Below are 15,207 nucleotides of genomic sequence, written 5' to 3' on the forward strand. Positions count from 1 at the left end.
CCACTCACGGGAGGGGACGGGCCGGAGGGGCAGGGGTGTGGGACGTAAAGCGAAGCAGTCCCACACCCCTGCCCCGGAGGCCCGTCACCGCACCCGACAACCCACGCCCGCCGCAGGCGCAACGGCGAGCAACACCCACGGCGGGAAAGCCGACAACGTGGGGAGGGCCCGCCGCAGGCGCAACGGCGAGAAGAAGCGCGGCGCCGCAGACGAAAACGTGGCAGGGCCCCCAAGGGCGCAACGGCGAACAACCCCCACGGCGGGAAAGCCGATAACGTGGGAAGGCAGCCAAGCGCAGCGGAAGGGCGGAAGGGCAACGATGGCCGCACAAGCAGCGGGACCGCTCGTCGTCGGGGTGGACAGCTCGACGCAGTCCACCAAGACGCTGGTCGTCGACGCGGAGACCGGTGAGGTCATCGCCCGGGGACAGGCGCCGCACACGGTCAGTGGCGGCGAGGGCAAGGAGAGCGACCCCGGGCAGTGGTGGCGGGCGCTGGGCGAGGCGCTCGCGCAGTGCGGGGACGCGGCCCGGCAGGCCTCGGCGGTGTCCGTCGCCGGGCAGCAGCACGGGCTGGTGGCGCTGGACGCTGCCGGTGCACCGGTGCGTCCGGCCATCCTGTGGAACGACGTACGGCCGGCTCCGCAGAGCGAGCGGCTGATCGCCGAGCTGGGCGGCGCCGAGGCCTGGGCGCAGCGGGTCGGAAGCGTGCCGGCGCCGGCGTTCACGGTCGCCAAGTGGGCCTGGCTGCGGGCGAACGAGCCGGCCGCGGCCGACGCCACCGCAGCGGTCCGGCTGCCGCACGACTACCTCACCTGGCGGCTGACCGGCGAGGCTGTCACGGACCGCGGCGATGCGTCGGGGACCGGCTGGTGGGCCTCGTCCACCGGGTCCTACGACGCGGAGATCCTGGAGCACGTCGGGCTGGACCGCACGGCGCTGCCGCGGGTCGCGCTGCCGGGTGAGGCGGCCGGAACGGTGCACGCCGACGAGTTGCCGCTGCCCAAGGGCGCGCTGGTGGCGGCGGGAACCGGCGACAACATGGCGGCGGCGCTCGGGCTGGGCCTGCGCCCCGGGCAGCCGGTACTGAGCCTGGGCACCTCGGGCACGGTCTATGCGGTCTCCACCCACCGGCCGGCCGATCCGACCGGCACCGTCGCCGGCTTCGCCGACGCCCGTGGCGACTGGCTGCCGCTGGCCTGCACCCTGAACTGCACGCTCGCCGTGGACCGGGTGGCGGCGCTGCTCGGCCGCGACCGCGAGGCCGTGGAGCCGGGCGGCAGCGTGGTGGTACTGCCGTTCCTCGACGGTGAGCGGACCCCGAACCTGCCGCGCGCCGCGGGGCTGGTGCACGGGCTGCGGCACGACACCACGCCCGGCCAGCTGCTCCAGGCCGCGTACGACGGTGCGGTGTTCGCGCTGCTGGAGGCCCTGGACCGGGTGCTGGACGACGACGCCGCGGCCGATGCGCCGCTGCTGCTCATCGGTGGCGGGGCGAAGGGCCGGGCCTGGCGGGAGACGGTGCGCCGGCTGTCCGGCCGCCCGGTGCTGGTGCCCGAGGCTCAGGAGCTGGTGGCGCTCGGCGCGGCGGCGCAGGCTGCGGGGCTGCTGCTGGGCGAGGATCCGGCGGCGGTGGCCCGCCGTTGGGGCACCGCTCGGGGCGGGCAGTACGAGGCCGTGCAGCGGGACGCGGCGACCTGGGAACGGCTGGCGACGACGCTGACCGATGGGGCGGCACTGCTGCGACGGTGACCACGCCGCCCCCGAATTCCGGCACCCCGGCACACTCTCCCTGCCCCGATTCCGCTGAACCTTTCCATGGAAAGTTATTTCCATGCCACCCAATCGAGCGATTGTGTCGATAAAAACAGCACGACTACGGTCAGTTCGGCGGGCTGCCGCGGAACCGTGCCGAATTAAGGGTCTCCGGGCGGGTCACGTCGCACCTTCGAGGAGATAGGCCGCATTGTGACGATTGCCGAAGATTCGCTGCCCGGCACTGCGGAAGAAACCCGTAATTCCAGCCTCAGTACCACCGCGGCGCGGAATTTGGCGACCACCACCAAAACCCCGCCCCAGATGCAGGGCATCACGTCCCGCTGGCTGCTGCGTCTGCTGCCCTGGGTGCAGGTGTCCGGTGGCACGTACCGGGTCAACCGCCGACTGACCTACGCCCTCGGCGACGGGCGCATCGATTTCGACATCAATGGCTCCGACGTCTCGATCATCCCGGAAGAGCTCCGCGAACTGCCCGCCCTCCGGGACTTCACCGACACCGAGGTGCTCGCGGCGCTCGGCCGGCGATTCACCCAACACCAGTACTCGCCGGGCGAGTTGATCGCCGAGGCCGGTACGCCGGACGACCGGCTGGTGCTGATCGCGCACGGCCGGGTGGACCGCATCGGCGCCGGCAAGTACGACGAGGAGACCACGCTCGAAGCGCTGGCCGGCGGTGACCACCTCGGCGACGGGCCGCTCACCGGCGACGAGGGCACCTGGCGCTTCAGCTACCGCGCGGTGACCCGGGTGACCGTGCTGGCACTGTCCCGGCAGGCCGCCCAGGAGGTCATCGACCGCTGCCCCGGGCTGCGCGAGCACCTGGCCCCGGCCGAGCGGAGCGCCACCGCGCACCCGACGAACACCAGCGGGGAGTCGGCGGTCGCGGTCGCCTCCGGCCACCACGGCGAACCGTCCCTGCCCGGCACCTTCGTCGACTACGACGCGGCGCCGCGGGAGTACGAACTCGGCGTCGCGCAGACCGTGTTGCGCGCCCACAGCCGGGTCGGCGACCTCTACAGCGACCCGATGAACCAGGTCGAGGAGCAGCTGAAGCTCACGGTCCAGGCGCTGCGCGAGCGCCAGGAGCACGAGATGGTCAACAACCCCGAGTTCGGGCTGCTGCACAACGCCGACCTCAAGCAGCGCATCCACACCCGCAGCGGTCCGCCCACCCCCGACGACCTCGACGACCTGCTCGCGACGGTCTGGAAGGACCCGGGCTTTCTGCTCGCCCATCCGCAGGCCATCGCCGCGATCGGCCGGGAGTGCAGTGCGCGTGGCCTGTATCCGACCGCGGTCGATTTCATGGGGCATTCACTGCCGTCCTGGCGCGGGGTGCCGATCTTTCCGTGCAACAAGATTCCGGTGACGAAGGAACGGACCAGTTCGATCCTTCTGCTGCGCACCGGCGAGGACAAGCAGGGCGTGGTCGGTCTGCACCAGACCGGAATTCCCGATGAATACGAGCCGAGCCTTTCGGTGCGCTATATGGGCATCGATGACCGGGCGGTCGTCAAATACCTCGTCAGCGCCTACTATTCCGCGGCCGTTCTTGTGCCCGATGCGCTGGGAGTTCTCGAAGACGTGCAGATCGGGCACTGAAGACCAGGCACGGCAGTGACCGCGGGCCGGGGCGCGGAGCTCCTCCCGCCCGGGCGCACCGGCAGTACCCCCGCACGCACAGCACCGACAGAACAGGTGAGCCTTCTCCATGACCACATCGGTGGACCCGACGTCCGGCCCGCAGACCTCCGGGCGTGAGCAGAACCGTTCCAGCCTGGACACCGCGGCCGCCCGCAAGCTGGCGACCACGACCAAGACCGTGCCGCAGATGCAGGGGATCTCCTCCCGCTGGCTGCTGCGCATCCTGCCCTGGACACAGGTCTCCGGCGGCACGTTCCGCGTCAACCGCCGCCTCACCCACACCCTCGGCGACGGGCGGATCGACTTCGCCTCGACCGGTACCGAAGTCCGGGTGATCCCGGCCGAGTTGCGCGAGCTGGCGCCGCTGCGCGGCTACGACGACGGCGCGACGCTGGAGGGCCTGGCGAGCCGCTTCGTCCAGCGGGAGTTCGCCCCCGGCGATCTGCTGGCCCGGAAGGGCGGGCCGACCGACCGGGTCATCCTGATCGCGCACGGCAGGCTGGACCGCACCGGCACCGGCAAGTACGGCGAGGAGACGTCACTGGGCACACTGGCCGACGGCGACGCCCTCGGTGCCGCGGCGCTGCTGTCGCCCGACGCGGAGTGGGAGCACTCCGTACGGGCGACGACCCGGGTGACCGCGCTGACCCTCTACCGCAGCGACTTCGAAGCGGTGCTCGGCGAGTCGGAGTCGCTGCGGGCGCACATCGAGCAGTTCCACACGGCGCTGGTGTCGGCGCAGAACACCCACAACAAGCACGGCGAGGCGGCCATCGAGCTGGCCGCCGGCCACGTCGGCGAGCCGGTCCTGCCGGGCACCTTCGCCGACTACGACCTGACGCCGCGGGAGTACGAACTCGGCGTCGCACAGACCGTGTTGAAGGTGCACTCGCGGGTCGCGGACCTCTACAACGACCCGATGAACCAGCTGGACCAGCAGCTGCGGTTGACCGTGGAGGCGCTGCGCGAGCGCCAGGAGCACGAGATGGTCAACAACCCCGAGTTCGGGCTGCTGCACAACGCCGACCTCAAGCAGCGCATCCACACCCGCAGCGGTCCGCCCACCCCCGACGACCTCGACGAGCTGATCTCCCGGCGCCGCAAGACGCAGTTCCTGCTGGCGCATCCGCGCACCATCGCGGCCATCGGACGGGAGTGGAACGCCCGGGGCATCTACCCGAGCACCGCGGAGTTCGAGGGGGCGGCGGTCCGGGCCTGGCGCGGCATCCCGCTGCTGCCGTGCAACAAGATCCCGATCGCCCCGGACCAGACCAGCTCGATCCTCGCGCTGCGGGTCGGCGAGGAGAACCAGGGCGTGATCGGGCTGCACCAGACCGGCATCCCGGACGAGTACCGGCCCGGACTCTCGGTGCGCTTCATGGGCATCAACGACCAGGCCGTCATCAATTACCTGGTCAGCGCCTACTTTTCGGCGGCCGTGCTGGTGCCGGACGCGCTGGGAATCCTGGAGGACGTCGAGATCGGTCACTGACCGGCGGAGCCGCCGTCCGGGTGCCGCGTCCGCGTTCCGCCGTCAGGGCTGCCGGCGCGGCACCTGGGTGACGACCATCAGGTGACTCTCTCCGTACAGACCTGCTCGCGGTCCTGCCAGGAGTTCCCATGACTCCGCCCCTCACATTGCGGGGGCCGCCAACCCGAGAATTGCGGTCCGGCCCGAACCGACCCCATACGGGGCGGGCTTAAAATTCCACAGGCCAGGGAAGCGATTTCTCACCAGCTGAAGCGGGATCCCCTCTTGAGGAGACTGATGGATGCTTCCCACCCCCACCCGGCCCGCCGGCGCCTGATCACCGGCGCCACCGCACTCGCCGTCTCCGCCGCGCTCACCCCCCTCACCGCCACCGCCGCTGCCGCCCCGTCCCGTCCCCGGCCACGCCGCGGTTCCTACCCCCCGGTCCAGTGGGTCCCGGCGAACCCCGCCAACTACACCGCCGCCAAGCGCCCGACGAAGTACCCGATCAACATGGTCGTGGTGCACGTGACGCAGGAGACCTACCAGGACACCCTCGGGCTGTTCCAGGACCCCGCGCACAAGGCCGCCGCGCACTACGTCGTCCGGTCCGCGGACGGCCACATCGCCCAGTGCGTCCGCGAGCGCGACGTCGCCTGGCACGCCGGCAACTGGAGCTACAACACCCGCAGCATCGGCATCGAGCACGAGGGCTGGATCGATGACCCGACGTGGTTCACCGAGACGATGTACGAGCACTCCGCCCGGCTCACCGCCGCCGTCTGCAACCGCTACGGCATCCCCAAGGACCGCCGGCACATCATCGGTCACGTCGAGGTCCCCGGCAGCACCCACCACGACCCGGGCGAGTACTGGGACTGGGCGCACTACATGGAGCTGGTCACCGGGGCCTCCTGGGCGACCGCGCCCGAGGCCGCCATGCTCGACGCGCTCAATGCGCCGACCGCAGAAAGCGCTCAAGGCCCGGCAGGTCGTCCGAGTTGAGGTAGTCGACCCCGGCGCCGTACAGCGTCGTCCAGACCGCCTCGCGCGCCGGTCCGGCGGCGTCCGGCGTGGCCCAGAACCGCAGCCGGCGCCGCTCGGCGTGCGCGGCGGCGACCAACTGCCGCAGCCGCTCCCGTTCGTCGCCCGGCATCGGGCCCACTCCCTGCCAGCGGAAGGTATCGGTCCAGGAGGCGGAGACCAGCGGCGCGAAGGACGCCGGGGTGGCGGTGCCGAGGTCCTCGGGACGGCCGTCGTAGAAGGCCTGGCGCACCCGCTCGGCCGCCATGGGCACCCGGGCCCCGCGGTCGCCGGAGACCACCGCGGTCACCGGTCCGCGCCGGACCCGGCCTTCCCGACAGACGGTCAGCAGATCCCGGTACCGGGCGAGCACCCGGGACAGCGCACGGTAGGTGGGGTCGCCCGCGGTCTTGATGTCGATGAGCAGTTGGAGGGAGAGCGCATGGCCGCGGTAGACCGTTCCGCCGTTGGCGTGGATCCGGCGGCGCAGCGGGTCGAGGTACAGCGCCTCCAGGGTGCGGGCCGGGTCGAGTTCGCCCTCCTCATGGGCCACCAGCAGCGCACCGTCGACGAGCCAGATGTCCGCTTCCACGCTGCCGAAGCCGTGGTCCAGGGCGTCGAGGAGCGGCCTGGGGTGCTCGTAGTCGTTGTGCGCATGGGCGCGCCGCAGCGGTGCGGAGCCGATGGGGCGTCCGTCGGTGTCACGGGCGGCGGCGCGCGGGGTGAGGGCCGCGGCGAGGACGGCGCCCAGCGACACGACGGCCGTTCTGCGGGTGTACAGATTCATGACATCTCCGGGCGATAGTAATCAGAGCGTACGCAGGCGGCGTGGATCGCCGCGGAGTGAACGTCTTCGGCACCTGGGACAGTTGGCGTGATGTCAGGGGGTCTCGTGAAGCAGCGTTTCGGTCGGGTTCGCGTGGTGCTGACGGTGCTGGTGGCCTGGGGGGTGGTGGCCGGTGGCGGACTCGCCGGCGGGGCTCGGGCCACCGCTGCGGCCTCCACCCTGCACCGCTTCGATGCCGTGCGGGTGGCGCCCGGTGTGGCGTACGGCGAATTCCGGATGACGGTGCCGCGCGGCATCGTGCACGGACATCTGCTGACGGTCGACCTCACCGATCCCCGGGTCACGGTGGACCTGCTGTACCCGGGCGCGGTCGGCGCGCGCGCACCGGTCTCCGAACTGGCCGCGGCGGATGGCGCGGTGGCGGCCGTCAACGGCGACTTCTTCAACATCAGCGAGGGCCAGCACCCGGGCGTGGAGCCGACCGGCGCCTCGGTGGGACCCGCGGTGGTCTCGGGGCGCCAGCTGAAGGCCGCGGTTCCCGACGGGCAGCGGTTCGGACCGGTGCTGCCGCCCGGCGCGACCACCGAGGACGTCATCGGCATCGGCTACGACCGCCGGGCCCGGCTGGACCGGCTGGCGCTGCGCGGCGTGGTGGTGGGCCCGGAGGGCACGCTGCCGCTGCGCGGGCTGAACCAGTACGCGCTGCCGGTGGACGGGGTCGGCGCGTACACCGCGCGGTGGGGCCCGGCGTCCCGGGTGCGCGCCACCTGCGGTACGGACACCGACCGGGCGGCGCCGTGCAGCCGGGACACCGCGGAGGTGACGGTCCGGCACGGTCGGGTGGTGTCGCTCGACGCCCTGCCGGGCGCGGGCGGGGTGGCGCCGGGGAGCGTGGTGCTGCTGGGCCGGGAGGACGGGGCCCGGCAGCTGCGCCGGCTGCACATCGGTGAGCGGGTGCGGGTCGGCTACCGGCTCGTCGGCCACGGCCCGGTGCCGCTGCGGTTCGCGGTGGGCGGCTTCCCGATCGTGCGGGACGCCGCGCCGGTGGCCGGGCTGGACGGCGTCGCGGTGGCGGTGCGGACATCGGCGGGGATCGGGGACGGTGGTCGGGTGCTGTACCTGCTGGCGCTGGACGGGGCGCACGGTGAGGGCCAGACCGGTCTGACGGTACGTGAACTCGCCGATTTGATGGAGGAGTTGGGTGCCCGGGACGCCATGGATCTGGACGGCGGCGGGTCCTCGACGCTGGTGGCCGATCTCGGGGACGGCGACGGGCTGACGGTGCGCAACCACCCGTCGGGCGGGGCCGAGCGGCCGGTGGCGAACGCGGTCGGCGTCTTCTCCCTCAGCTGAGCCCCGGGGTGGTGGTGGGCGTGGCGCCCGCCGTGCGCATCCGGCCGTAGGCGTAGACGCAGCCGGCCAGCGCGAGGTCGGACAGCAGCATGAAGCCGATGGCGTAGGTGCCCTTGCCGCTGTAGATCGCGCCCATCACCAGCGGCGGGAGGAATCCGCCGAGCCCGCCGACGGCGCCGACGATGCCGGTGACGCTGCCCACCCGCTCCTGCGGCGTCACCCGGGAGACCAGGGCGAAGATCGAGCCGCTGGCCGCGCCCAGGCCGGCCGCCATGGACAGGAAGTCGAGGGTGCCGACCAGGGACAGCGCCGGGTCGAAGGCCTGGACGACGGCGAAGAGGGCGACCACGCCGAGTGCCCAGGCGGTGACGACCGCGGGGTGCACCCGGTCCGAGCACCAGCCGCCGACCGGCCGGAAGACGACGGTGACCAGCGCGAACCCGGCGGCCTTGGTGCCGGCGTCGGCGGCGTCGAGGTGGTACCAGGTCTGGAGGTAGGTGGGCAGATAGACGCCGAAGGCGACGATCCCGCCGAAGCCGACGGCGTAGAGGCCCGCCAGCTCCCAGGTGGCCCGCAGCCGGCCGGCCCGGCCCAGCCGGGCGGCGAGCGAGGTCCGGGGGACGGGCCGGTCCGGGTGGTCGTTGATCAGCATGGCGCCGGACACCGCGAAGAGGGCCAGCGCCACGGCCACGACCAGGTAGGGGAGGTTCTCGTCGTAGCGGTGGATGCGCGGGGTCAGGTATCCGGACAGGGCGACGCCGCCCATGCCCATCCCGAAGACGCCCAGCGCCAGGCCCCGCTCGTCCGGCGGGAACCATGCGTTGACGAGCGGGATGCCGATGGCGAACGTGGTGCCGCCGAGGCCGAGGAAGAAGCCGACGACGAGCATCGCGGCGTAGGAGTTCTTGGCGGGGATCAGCAGCAGCACCGGGACCGTGGTGAGCGCCGCGACCAGGGGGAACATCACCCGCGCGCCGTAGCGGTCGGTGAGCGCGCCGACCGGGACCCGGCCCAGCGAGCCGACCAGCACCGGCACTGCCACCAGAACCGCGACCTGGACGTTGGTCAGGTGCAGGGCGACCTTGAAGGCTTTGCCCAGGGGGGAGATCAGGTTCCAGGCCCAGAAGGTGACCGTGAAGCCGATGGTGGCGAGCGCGAGGTTCCGGTAGGCCGCCAGGGTCACGGGCGCACGCTGCTGACCATGTCGGCGGCGCCGGCGAGTCCCTGGTGGATGTCCGGGGCGAGGCTGCTGCTCGCCAGGTAGAAGCCGAGCAGTGCGCACACCAGGGCGTGCGAGAACTTGAGCTTTCCACTGCGCAGGAAGATCACGGTCAGGATCACCAACAGCAGGACGACCGAGATGGACACAGCCATGGGACGCACACCTCCTCGACCGCCGCCCGAACGGGCGGCAATGGGTGGCCAGTTTGGCGTATTTCGAGGTATGTCCGGTTCGATGACCGATGCTCCATCTGGGTGTTCACTGCGGGTCACGGACGGGGGTACCGTCGCGAATAGTGACGTGGATCACATAACCCCCCGCAACGGAGTGTGCGGATCGGCCGTCTTAGCGGCCGACATCGCCGCCCTCCCCCACGCCAGACGGAAAGCCCCCTATGCGCCAGTCCCCCTCCCTCCGCCGCCGGCCTCCCCGGCCGCTGCGCGCCGCGCTCGCCCTCCTCCCGGTGATCGGCATCGGGGCGCTCACCGCCTGCGGGAGCACCGCATCGGCGTCCACGGGCGACCGGGTCAAGGTGGTGCTGGGCGCGGCGAACGGGACCCGGACCGTACAGGCCGGCGACAAGCTCAAGGTGAGCGCCGAGGGCGGGGTGCTGACCGGGGTGACGGTCACCGACCCCCGGGGCCGGCAGCTGCCTGGCGGGCTCGGCGACGGCGGCGCGGTCTGGACGTCCAGCGCGAAGACCGCACCGGACACCAAGTACTCGGTCGTCGCCAGGACGAAGGACCCGCAGGGCGGCGTCGGGGCGACCAAGGAGTCGGTGACCACGGCGAAGGCCGCACAGCTCAACCAGCTGGTCGTCGATCCCGGCGCGCAGAACGCGGTGATCGCCGCCGACCGGCCGATCACGCTCACCTTCGACTTCCCGGTGACCGACCGGACCACGGTGGAGCGGCGCCTGCGCGTCACCACCGATGACGAGGCGACCGGCTCATGGGGCTGGATCAAGGACGACAGCGGCAAGGACCGGGTGGACTGGCGGCCCACGAAGCCGTCGAAACCCGGGACCAGGATCACGCTGCGTGCGGAGCTCGACGGGGTGGACTCCGGCGGCGGCCGCTACTTCGCGAAGGACTATGACCTGAACTTCACCATCGGCCGGACTTGCACCGACTCGGCCGCGGCGCAGGTTTGTGGCAAGGTCCCCGTGGGTGACCGGACCAAGGTCACCGCCTCCTCCCTCGGAGGGCCGGAAGAGAGGACCATCGGGAGCGGAGACGGGAATGTCAGCTGGTCCCGCCCCCCACAAGACAGCGCCCCCCGCGTCGAGCAGCTGACCCCTTTCAGAGCCTAGTGTGACGGAATGAGCACCGTGCAGGACCAGGATCAACTCACGGGGTGGCGGCGCTTCCGGCGCCGCGTCCCCAACGGCTTCGCCATCATCTTCAGCGTGCTGGGGCTCTTCTGTGCCCTGACGGCGCTGATCGGGCCCCTGAGGCGCGCACTCCACCCGGTGATCTACTGGCTGGACACGCTCACCATCCCGGTGGCGCCGAACTTCGCCTATGCGGCGTTCCTCTTCCTCCTCGGCGCGGCGATGGCCGCACGCAAACGCGTCGCGCTGTGGTTCGTCGTGGCCTACATGGTGCTGGTCATCCTGGCGGACGCGCTGTTCCTCGCCGCCGGGTACTGGGAGTTCGCCATCTCGCTGGTGCTGTGCGCCGGCGCGCTGGTGCTGCTGCTCGTCTCGCACCGCGAGTTCTACGCGATCACCCGGCGCGGCGCGTTCCTGCGGGCCATCGGCGTGCTGATCGGCGGGCTGGCCGCGGCGGTGCTGCTCGGCTGGGCGCTGGTGACGGTGACGCCGGGCACGCTGGAGGCCGGTGGCGGCAACCGTCTGCTGTGGGCCGCCAACCGGGTCTGCGGCGGGCTGGTCGGCGGCCGGCTGGTCGAGGGCCATCCCCCGCACTGGACCAGCACCGTCCTCGGTCTGCTGGGTGCGCTGGCGCTGCTGAACGCCGCCGCCGCGCTGTTCCGTTCGCAGCGCATGGAAGCCGCGCTGCACGGTGACGAGGAGGCCCGGATCCGGGCCCTGCTGGACCGGTACGGCAGCCAGGACTCGCTCGGCTACTTCGCCACCCGCCGGGACAAGGCCGTTGTCTTCTCCCCCAGCGGCAAGGCCGCCGTCACCTACCGCGTGGAGGCCGGCGTCTGCCTGGCCAGCGGCGACCCGGTCGGTGACCGTGAGGCGTGGACGCAGGCGATCGAGGCCTGGCTGGAGGTCGCCGGGCGGTACGGCTGGCAGCCGGCCGTCATGGGCGCCAGCGAGAGCGGCGCCAAGGCGTTCGCCCGCTGCGGGCTCGGTGCGCTGCAACTCGGCGACGAGGCGATCCTCCATGTGAAGGACTTCGACCTGGACGGCCGGGAGATGCGGGTCACCCGCCAGGCCGTCAACCGCGTCGAGCGGGCCGGCGCGACGTTCCGGGTCCGGCGCCACTCGGCGCTGACCGACGAGGAGATGCAGGAGGTCATCCACCGCGCGGACGCCTGGCGGGACACCGAGACCGAGCGCGGCTTCTCGATGGCGCTGGACCGGCTGGGAGACCCGGCGGACGGGGAGTGCCTGCTGGCCGAGGCGTTCGACGGCGACGGCAACATGATCGCGCTGCTGTCCTTCGTCCCCTGGGGCGACGACGGCATCTCCCTCGACGTGATGCGCCGCGACCGCAGCGCGCCCAACGGGGTCATGGAGTTCATGGTGGCCCGGCTGTGCGCCCAGGCCGGGTCGCTCGGGGTGCGGCGGATCTCGCTGAACTTCGCGGTGTTCCGCTCCGCCTTCGAGGAGGGTGCGCGGATCGGTGCCGGCCCGGTGCTGAAGTTCTGGCGCAAGCTGCTGCTGTTCTTCTCGAAGTGGTGGCAGCTGGAGGCCCTCTACCGCTCCAACGCGAAGTACAACCCCGAGTGGTACCCGCGGTTCCTGTGCTACGCGGACGCCGGCGCCCTGGCCCGGATCGGTCTGGCCTCCGGCATCGCCGAGGGCTTCGTGGCCGTGCCGAGCCTGGGCAAGCTGTGGGGCAAGGGCCACAAGAAGCGGATGCTGGCCCCGGCGAGCACCGTCGGTCTGCCGTCGCTGGACGAGCTCGGCCTGGTGCAGGCGGCGCCGGCCACCGAGGAGGAGCTGCACGAGCAGGAGCTGGCGGCGCTGCCGGAGCAGGTGCGGGTGCGCCACCGCAAGCTGGAGCGGCTCCGCACGGAGGGCACCGACCCGTATCCGGTGGGCGTCGAGCGCACGCACACCCTGGGCGAGATCCGCGAGGCGTACCCGGACCTCAAGCCCGGGGAGCGGACCGGCACGGCCGTCAGCGTCGCCGGGCGGGTGCTGCTCACCCGCGACCACGGCGGAGTGCTCTTCGCGGTGCTGCGGGACTGGTCGGGCGACCTACAGATCGCGCTGACCCGGGACGGCAGCGGCGAAGCGGTGCTGGACCGCTTCGGGTCGGACATCGACCTCGGTGACCACGTCGAGGCCGAGGGCGAGATCGGCACCAGTGACCGCGGTGAGCTGACCGTGTTCGTCAGCCAGTGGCGGCTGACCGCCAAGTGTCTGCGTCCGCTGCCGGACAAGCGGCGCGGTCTGGCCGACCCGGAGGCCAAGGTCCGCCAGCGCTATGTGGACCTGGTCGTCTCGACGGACGCCCGGGACAACCTGCGGGCGCGCAGCACGGCCGTGCAGGCGCTGCGCCAGGGCCTGATCGACCGTGGTTACCTGGAGGTCGAGACGCCGATGCTCCAGCAGATCCACGGTGGCGCCAACGCCCGCCCGTTCCACACCCACATCAACGCCTACGACCTCGACCTGTACCTGCGCATCGCACCGGAGCTCTACCTCAAGCGGCTGTGCGTGGGCGGTATGGAGAAGGTCTTCGAGATGGGGCGGACCTTCCGCAACGAGGGCATCTCCTACAAGCACAACCCCGAGTTCACGATGCTGGAGGCGTACCAGGCGTTCGCCGACTACGACGTGATGCTCGACCTGACCCGGGAGCTGATCCAGGGTGCGGCGGTCGCCGCGTTCGGCAGCGCCACCGCCCGCAAGGCGGACGCCGACGGCCGGCTGGTCGAGCACGACATCTCCGGTATCTGGCCGGTCAAGACCGTGTACGGGGCGATCTCCGAGGCGCTCGGCGAGGAGGTCGACGCGGACACCGATCCGGCCACCCTGCGCCGGCTGTGCGACGCCTCGGCGGTGCCGGTGAAGCCGGAGATGGGCCGCGGCGACATCGTCCTGGAGATGTACGAGCGGCTGGTCGAGGAGAAGACCACGCTGCCCACCTTCTACAAGGACTTCCCGACGGACGTCTCGCCGCTGACCCGGCAGCACCGCAAGGACCCGCGGCTCGCTGAGCGCTGGGACCTGGTCGCGTTCGGCACCGAGCTGGGCACCGCCTACTCGGAGCTGACCGACCCGGTGGAGCAGCGCCGGCGGCTCACCGCGCAGTCGCTGCTGGCGGCCGGCGGCGACCCGGAGGCGATGGAGCTGGACGAGGACTTCCTCCAGGCCCTGGAGTACGCGATGCCGCCGACCGGCGGTCTGGGCATCGGCGTGGACCGGCTGGTGATGTTCCTGACCGGCCTGTCGATCCGCGAGACGCTGCCGTTCCCGCTGGTGCGGCGGCGCTGACGGCGGTCGTCACGGCAGCGCGTCCGGGGCCCGCCGCAGCGGGCGAAACGGCGGAGGCCACCCCTGTACGGGGGTGGCCTCCGCCGTTTCGTCGGCACCTGCCACGGGGATCTCCTCGGGCCGGGTCAGAACCATGTGACGGTGAGCGGGAAGTGGGCCGTGGCGGTGGCGTTCGCCGCGTCGCCGGCGGTGGCGGTGACCTGGAACGTGCCGGTCTGCCACGGCCTGCCGGTGATCCGGCCGCTCGCCGCATCGGCGGTCAGGCCCAGGGGCAGGCCGGTGACGCGGTAGGTGACCGGGGCCCTGCCTCCGGTGGCGGTCAACCGGACCGTGCACGCCTGGGCCAGTCGGCAGGTCTGTGGGCCGGGGCTGGCGAGGGTGAGGTCGCCGCCGGGCGGCTCGCTGCCGCCGGTGTCGAAGACCTCGGTGACCGGGCTCGCGGTGGCGGCGTTGCCCGCGTGTCCGGTGCCGTAGAGGTCTTCCAACGTCCTCAGCAGGCTGAAGTGGTTGTACGCGGCGCCGGCGACGCCGCCCGGTCGGACGTGAGCGCCGTAGAACACCGTCGCGATCCGGTTGGAGCCCAGGTAGTTGTCCTCGTCCCAGGTCAGCATCAGCAGGCTGTTGTGGGCCGTGGCCCACGCGGCGTACGAGGAGAGGTTGTCCTTGATCCAGGTGTCGCCGCTGCCCACCGGGCAGTCGTGCATGTCGTTGCACAGGTTCGGGATGACGAAGGACAGCGTCGGCAGGGTGCCGAAGTCGTCCTTGGGGAACTGCGCGAAGGTCTTGCCGGTGTTCAACGGCACGTTGCCGAACGCGAACCAGGGGTTGTGCTTCTGCGCGTACTGGCCGCTGGTGCAGGTGGTGGAGCCCTCGTTCGGCAGGCCCTCGTTGTAGCTCGCGAAGGTCTTGCCGGCGGCGATCAGTTCCTGGCCGAGGTTGGGCGCGGTCATCGACCGGGGCGGGTAGCAGCCGTCGCCGGTGATGCCCTGGGTGGCGCCGGAGAAGAGGTTGAAGTAGTTCGGCTGGCTGGGGTGGGTCAGCGCCTTCATATCGGTCAGACTGGCGCCGTCCTGGGCGAGTTGGTTGATGTAGGGCGCGTCGGCGCTGCCGATGATCTCGCCGTACTGCTTGTTCTCGAAGACGACGACCACGACGTGGTCGTAGGTCGGCAGCGCGCCGCCGGTGCTGCCGTTGTGGGCCTCGGCGGTGGTCGCCACGACGATCAGGCCGAGTGCGCCGAGGGCCGCGGCGAGGGCCCTGCGCAGACGGGTCGTTCCGGGTCTTCTCACGT

Annotated in this window: 11 protein-coding genes; 7 read left to right on the plus strand and 4 right to left on the minus strand. The window is 71.8% G+C overall.

Annotated features, from left to right (window positions below; genetic code table 11):
• Positions 1-319 precede the first annotated feature (319 nt).
• From xylB to AB0C96_RS40255, 4 genes are all read left to right on the plus strand, one after another.
• The gene (gene xylB, locus AB0C96_RS40240; RefSeq protein ID WP_362924930.1) at positions 320-1,750 is read left to right on the plus strand and encodes a xylulokinase; all 1,431 of its coding nucleotides are present in this window, start codon (positions 320-322) and stop codon (positions 1,748-1,750) included.
• 213 nt (positions 1,751-1,963) lie between these two features.
• The gene (locus AB0C96_RS40245; protein ID WP_362924953.1) at positions 1,964-3,379 is read left to right on the plus strand and encodes a family 2B encapsulin nanocompartment shell protein; all 1,416 of its coding nucleotides are present in this window, start codon (positions 1,964-1,966) and stop codon (positions 3,377-3,379) included.
• 109 nt (positions 3,380-3,488) lie between these two features.
• Entirely contained in the window at positions 3,489-4,913 is a 1,425-nt protein-coding gene (locus AB0C96_RS40250) for a family 2B encapsulin nanocompartment shell protein (RefSeq protein WP_362924932.1), read from the plus strand.
• 276 nt (positions 4,914-5,189) lie between these two features.
• A complete protein-coding gene (locus AB0C96_RS40255) occupies positions 5,190-5,897 on the plus strand; it encodes an N-acetylmuramoyl-L-alanine amidase (protein WP_362924934.1) in 708 nt (235 codons plus the stop codon).
• On the opposite strand, the gene AB0C96_RS40260 is transcribed toward AB0C96_RS40255, so the two are convergent.
• The gene (locus AB0C96_RS40260) at positions 5,845-6,702 is read right to left on the minus strand and encodes a phosphatidylinositol-specific phospholipase C/glycerophosphodiester phosphodiesterase family protein (protein ID WP_362924936.1); all 858 of its coding nucleotides are present in this window, start codon (positions 6,700-6,702) and stop codon (positions 5,845-5,847) included. The genes AB0C96_RS40255 and AB0C96_RS40260 overlap by 53 nt on opposite strands.
• A gap of 90 nt (positions 6,703-6,792) precedes the next feature.
• On the opposite strand from AB0C96_RS40260, the gene AB0C96_RS40265 reads away from it, so the two are divergent.
• Complete coding sequence (locus tag AB0C96_RS40265; RefSeq protein WP_362924937.1) at positions 6,793-8,055, plus strand: phosphodiester glycosidase family protein; 1,263 nt, start codon at positions 6,793-6,795, stop codon at positions 8,053-8,055.
• Here the strand turns inward: AB0C96_RS40265 and AB0C96_RS40270 are convergent.
• Both AB0C96_RS40270 and AB0C96_RS40275 read right to left on the minus strand, forming a co-directional pair.
• Positions 8,048-9,238: an MFS transporter gene (locus AB0C96_RS40270; RefSeq protein ID WP_362924939.1), complete on the minus strand. Its 1,191-nt coding sequence runs from the start codon at positions 9,236-9,238 to the stop codon at positions 8,048-8,050. The genes AB0C96_RS40265 and AB0C96_RS40270 overlap by 8 nt on opposite strands.
• Positions 9,235-9,429, minus strand: a complete 195-nt coding sequence (locus AB0C96_RS40275; protein ID WP_362924940.1) for a hypothetical protein — start codon at positions 9,427-9,429, stop codon at positions 9,235-9,237. The genes AB0C96_RS40270 and AB0C96_RS40275 overlap by 4 nt, the downstream gene beginning before the upstream one ends.
• Positions 9,430-9,671: 242 nt before the next feature.
• Here AB0C96_RS40275 and AB0C96_RS40280 point away from each other — a divergent pair, with 242 nt between their 5' ends.
• Positions 9,672-10,589 carry an Ig-like domain-containing protein gene (locus AB0C96_RS40280; protein WP_362924941.1) on the plus strand — a complete coding sequence of 306 codons (918 nt, stop codon included), beginning with the start codon at positions 9,672-9,674 and terminating at the stop codon, positions 10,587-10,589.
• Positions 10,590-10,598: 9 nt separating this feature from the next.
• Positions 10,599-13,916: a bifunctional lysylphosphatidylglycerol synthetase/lysine--tRNA ligase LysX gene (gene lysX / locus AB0C96_RS40285; RefSeq protein ID WP_362924942.1), complete on the plus strand. Its 3,318-nt coding sequence runs from the start codon at positions 10,599-10,601 to the stop codon at positions 13,914-13,916.
• A gap of 125 nt (positions 13,917-14,041) precedes the next feature.
• Here the strand turns inward: lysX and AB0C96_RS40290 are convergent, their stop codons facing one another.
• Positions 14,042-15,205: an alkaline phosphatase family protein gene (locus AB0C96_RS40290; RefSeq protein WP_362924943.1), complete on the minus strand. Its 1,164-nt coding sequence runs from the start codon at positions 15,203-15,205 to the stop codon at positions 14,042-14,044.
• Positions 15,206-15,207: the final 2 nt, after the last annotated feature.

Source organism: Streptomyces sp. NPDC048506 (genome assembly GCF_040651315.1).
Taxonomy (GTDB): domain Bacteria; phylum Actinomycetota; class Actinomycetes; order Streptomycetales; family Streptomycetaceae; genus Streptomyces.

Excerpts from the sequence above, each read along its gene's own strand:
- AB0C96_RS40275 (WP_362924940.1), bottom strand. The coding sequence starts at position 9,429 with ATGGCTGTGTCCATCTCGGTCGTCCTGCTGTTGGTGATCCTGACCGTG.
- xylB (WP_362924930.1), top strand. The coding sequence starts at position 320 with ATGGCCGCACAAGCAGCGGGACCGCTCGTCGTCGGGGTGGACAGCTCG.
- AB0C96_RS40255 (WP_362924934.1), top strand. The coding sequence starts at position 5,190 with ATGGATGCTTCCCACCCCCACCCGGCCCGCCGGCGCCTGATCACCGGC.
- lysX (WP_362924942.1), top strand. The coding sequence starts at position 10,599 with ATGAGCACCGTGCAGGACCAGGATCAACTCACGGGGTGGCGGCGCTTC.
- AB0C96_RS40265 (WP_362924937.1), top strand. The coding sequence starts at position 6,793 with ATGTCAGGGGGTCTCGTGAAGCAGCGTTTCGGTCGGGTTCGCGTGGTG.
- AB0C96_RS40260 (WP_362924936.1), bottom strand. The coding sequence starts at position 6,702 with ATGAATCTGTACACCCGCAGAACGGCCGTCGTGTCGCTGGGCGCCGTC.
- AB0C96_RS40250 (WP_362924932.1), top strand. The coding sequence starts at position 3,489 with ATGACCACATCGGTGGACCCGACGTCCGGCCCGCAGACCTCCGGGCGT.
- AB0C96_RS40280 (WP_362924941.1), top strand. The coding sequence starts at position 9,672 with ATGCGCCAGTCCCCCTCCCTCCGCCGCCGGCCTCCCCGGCCGCTGCGC.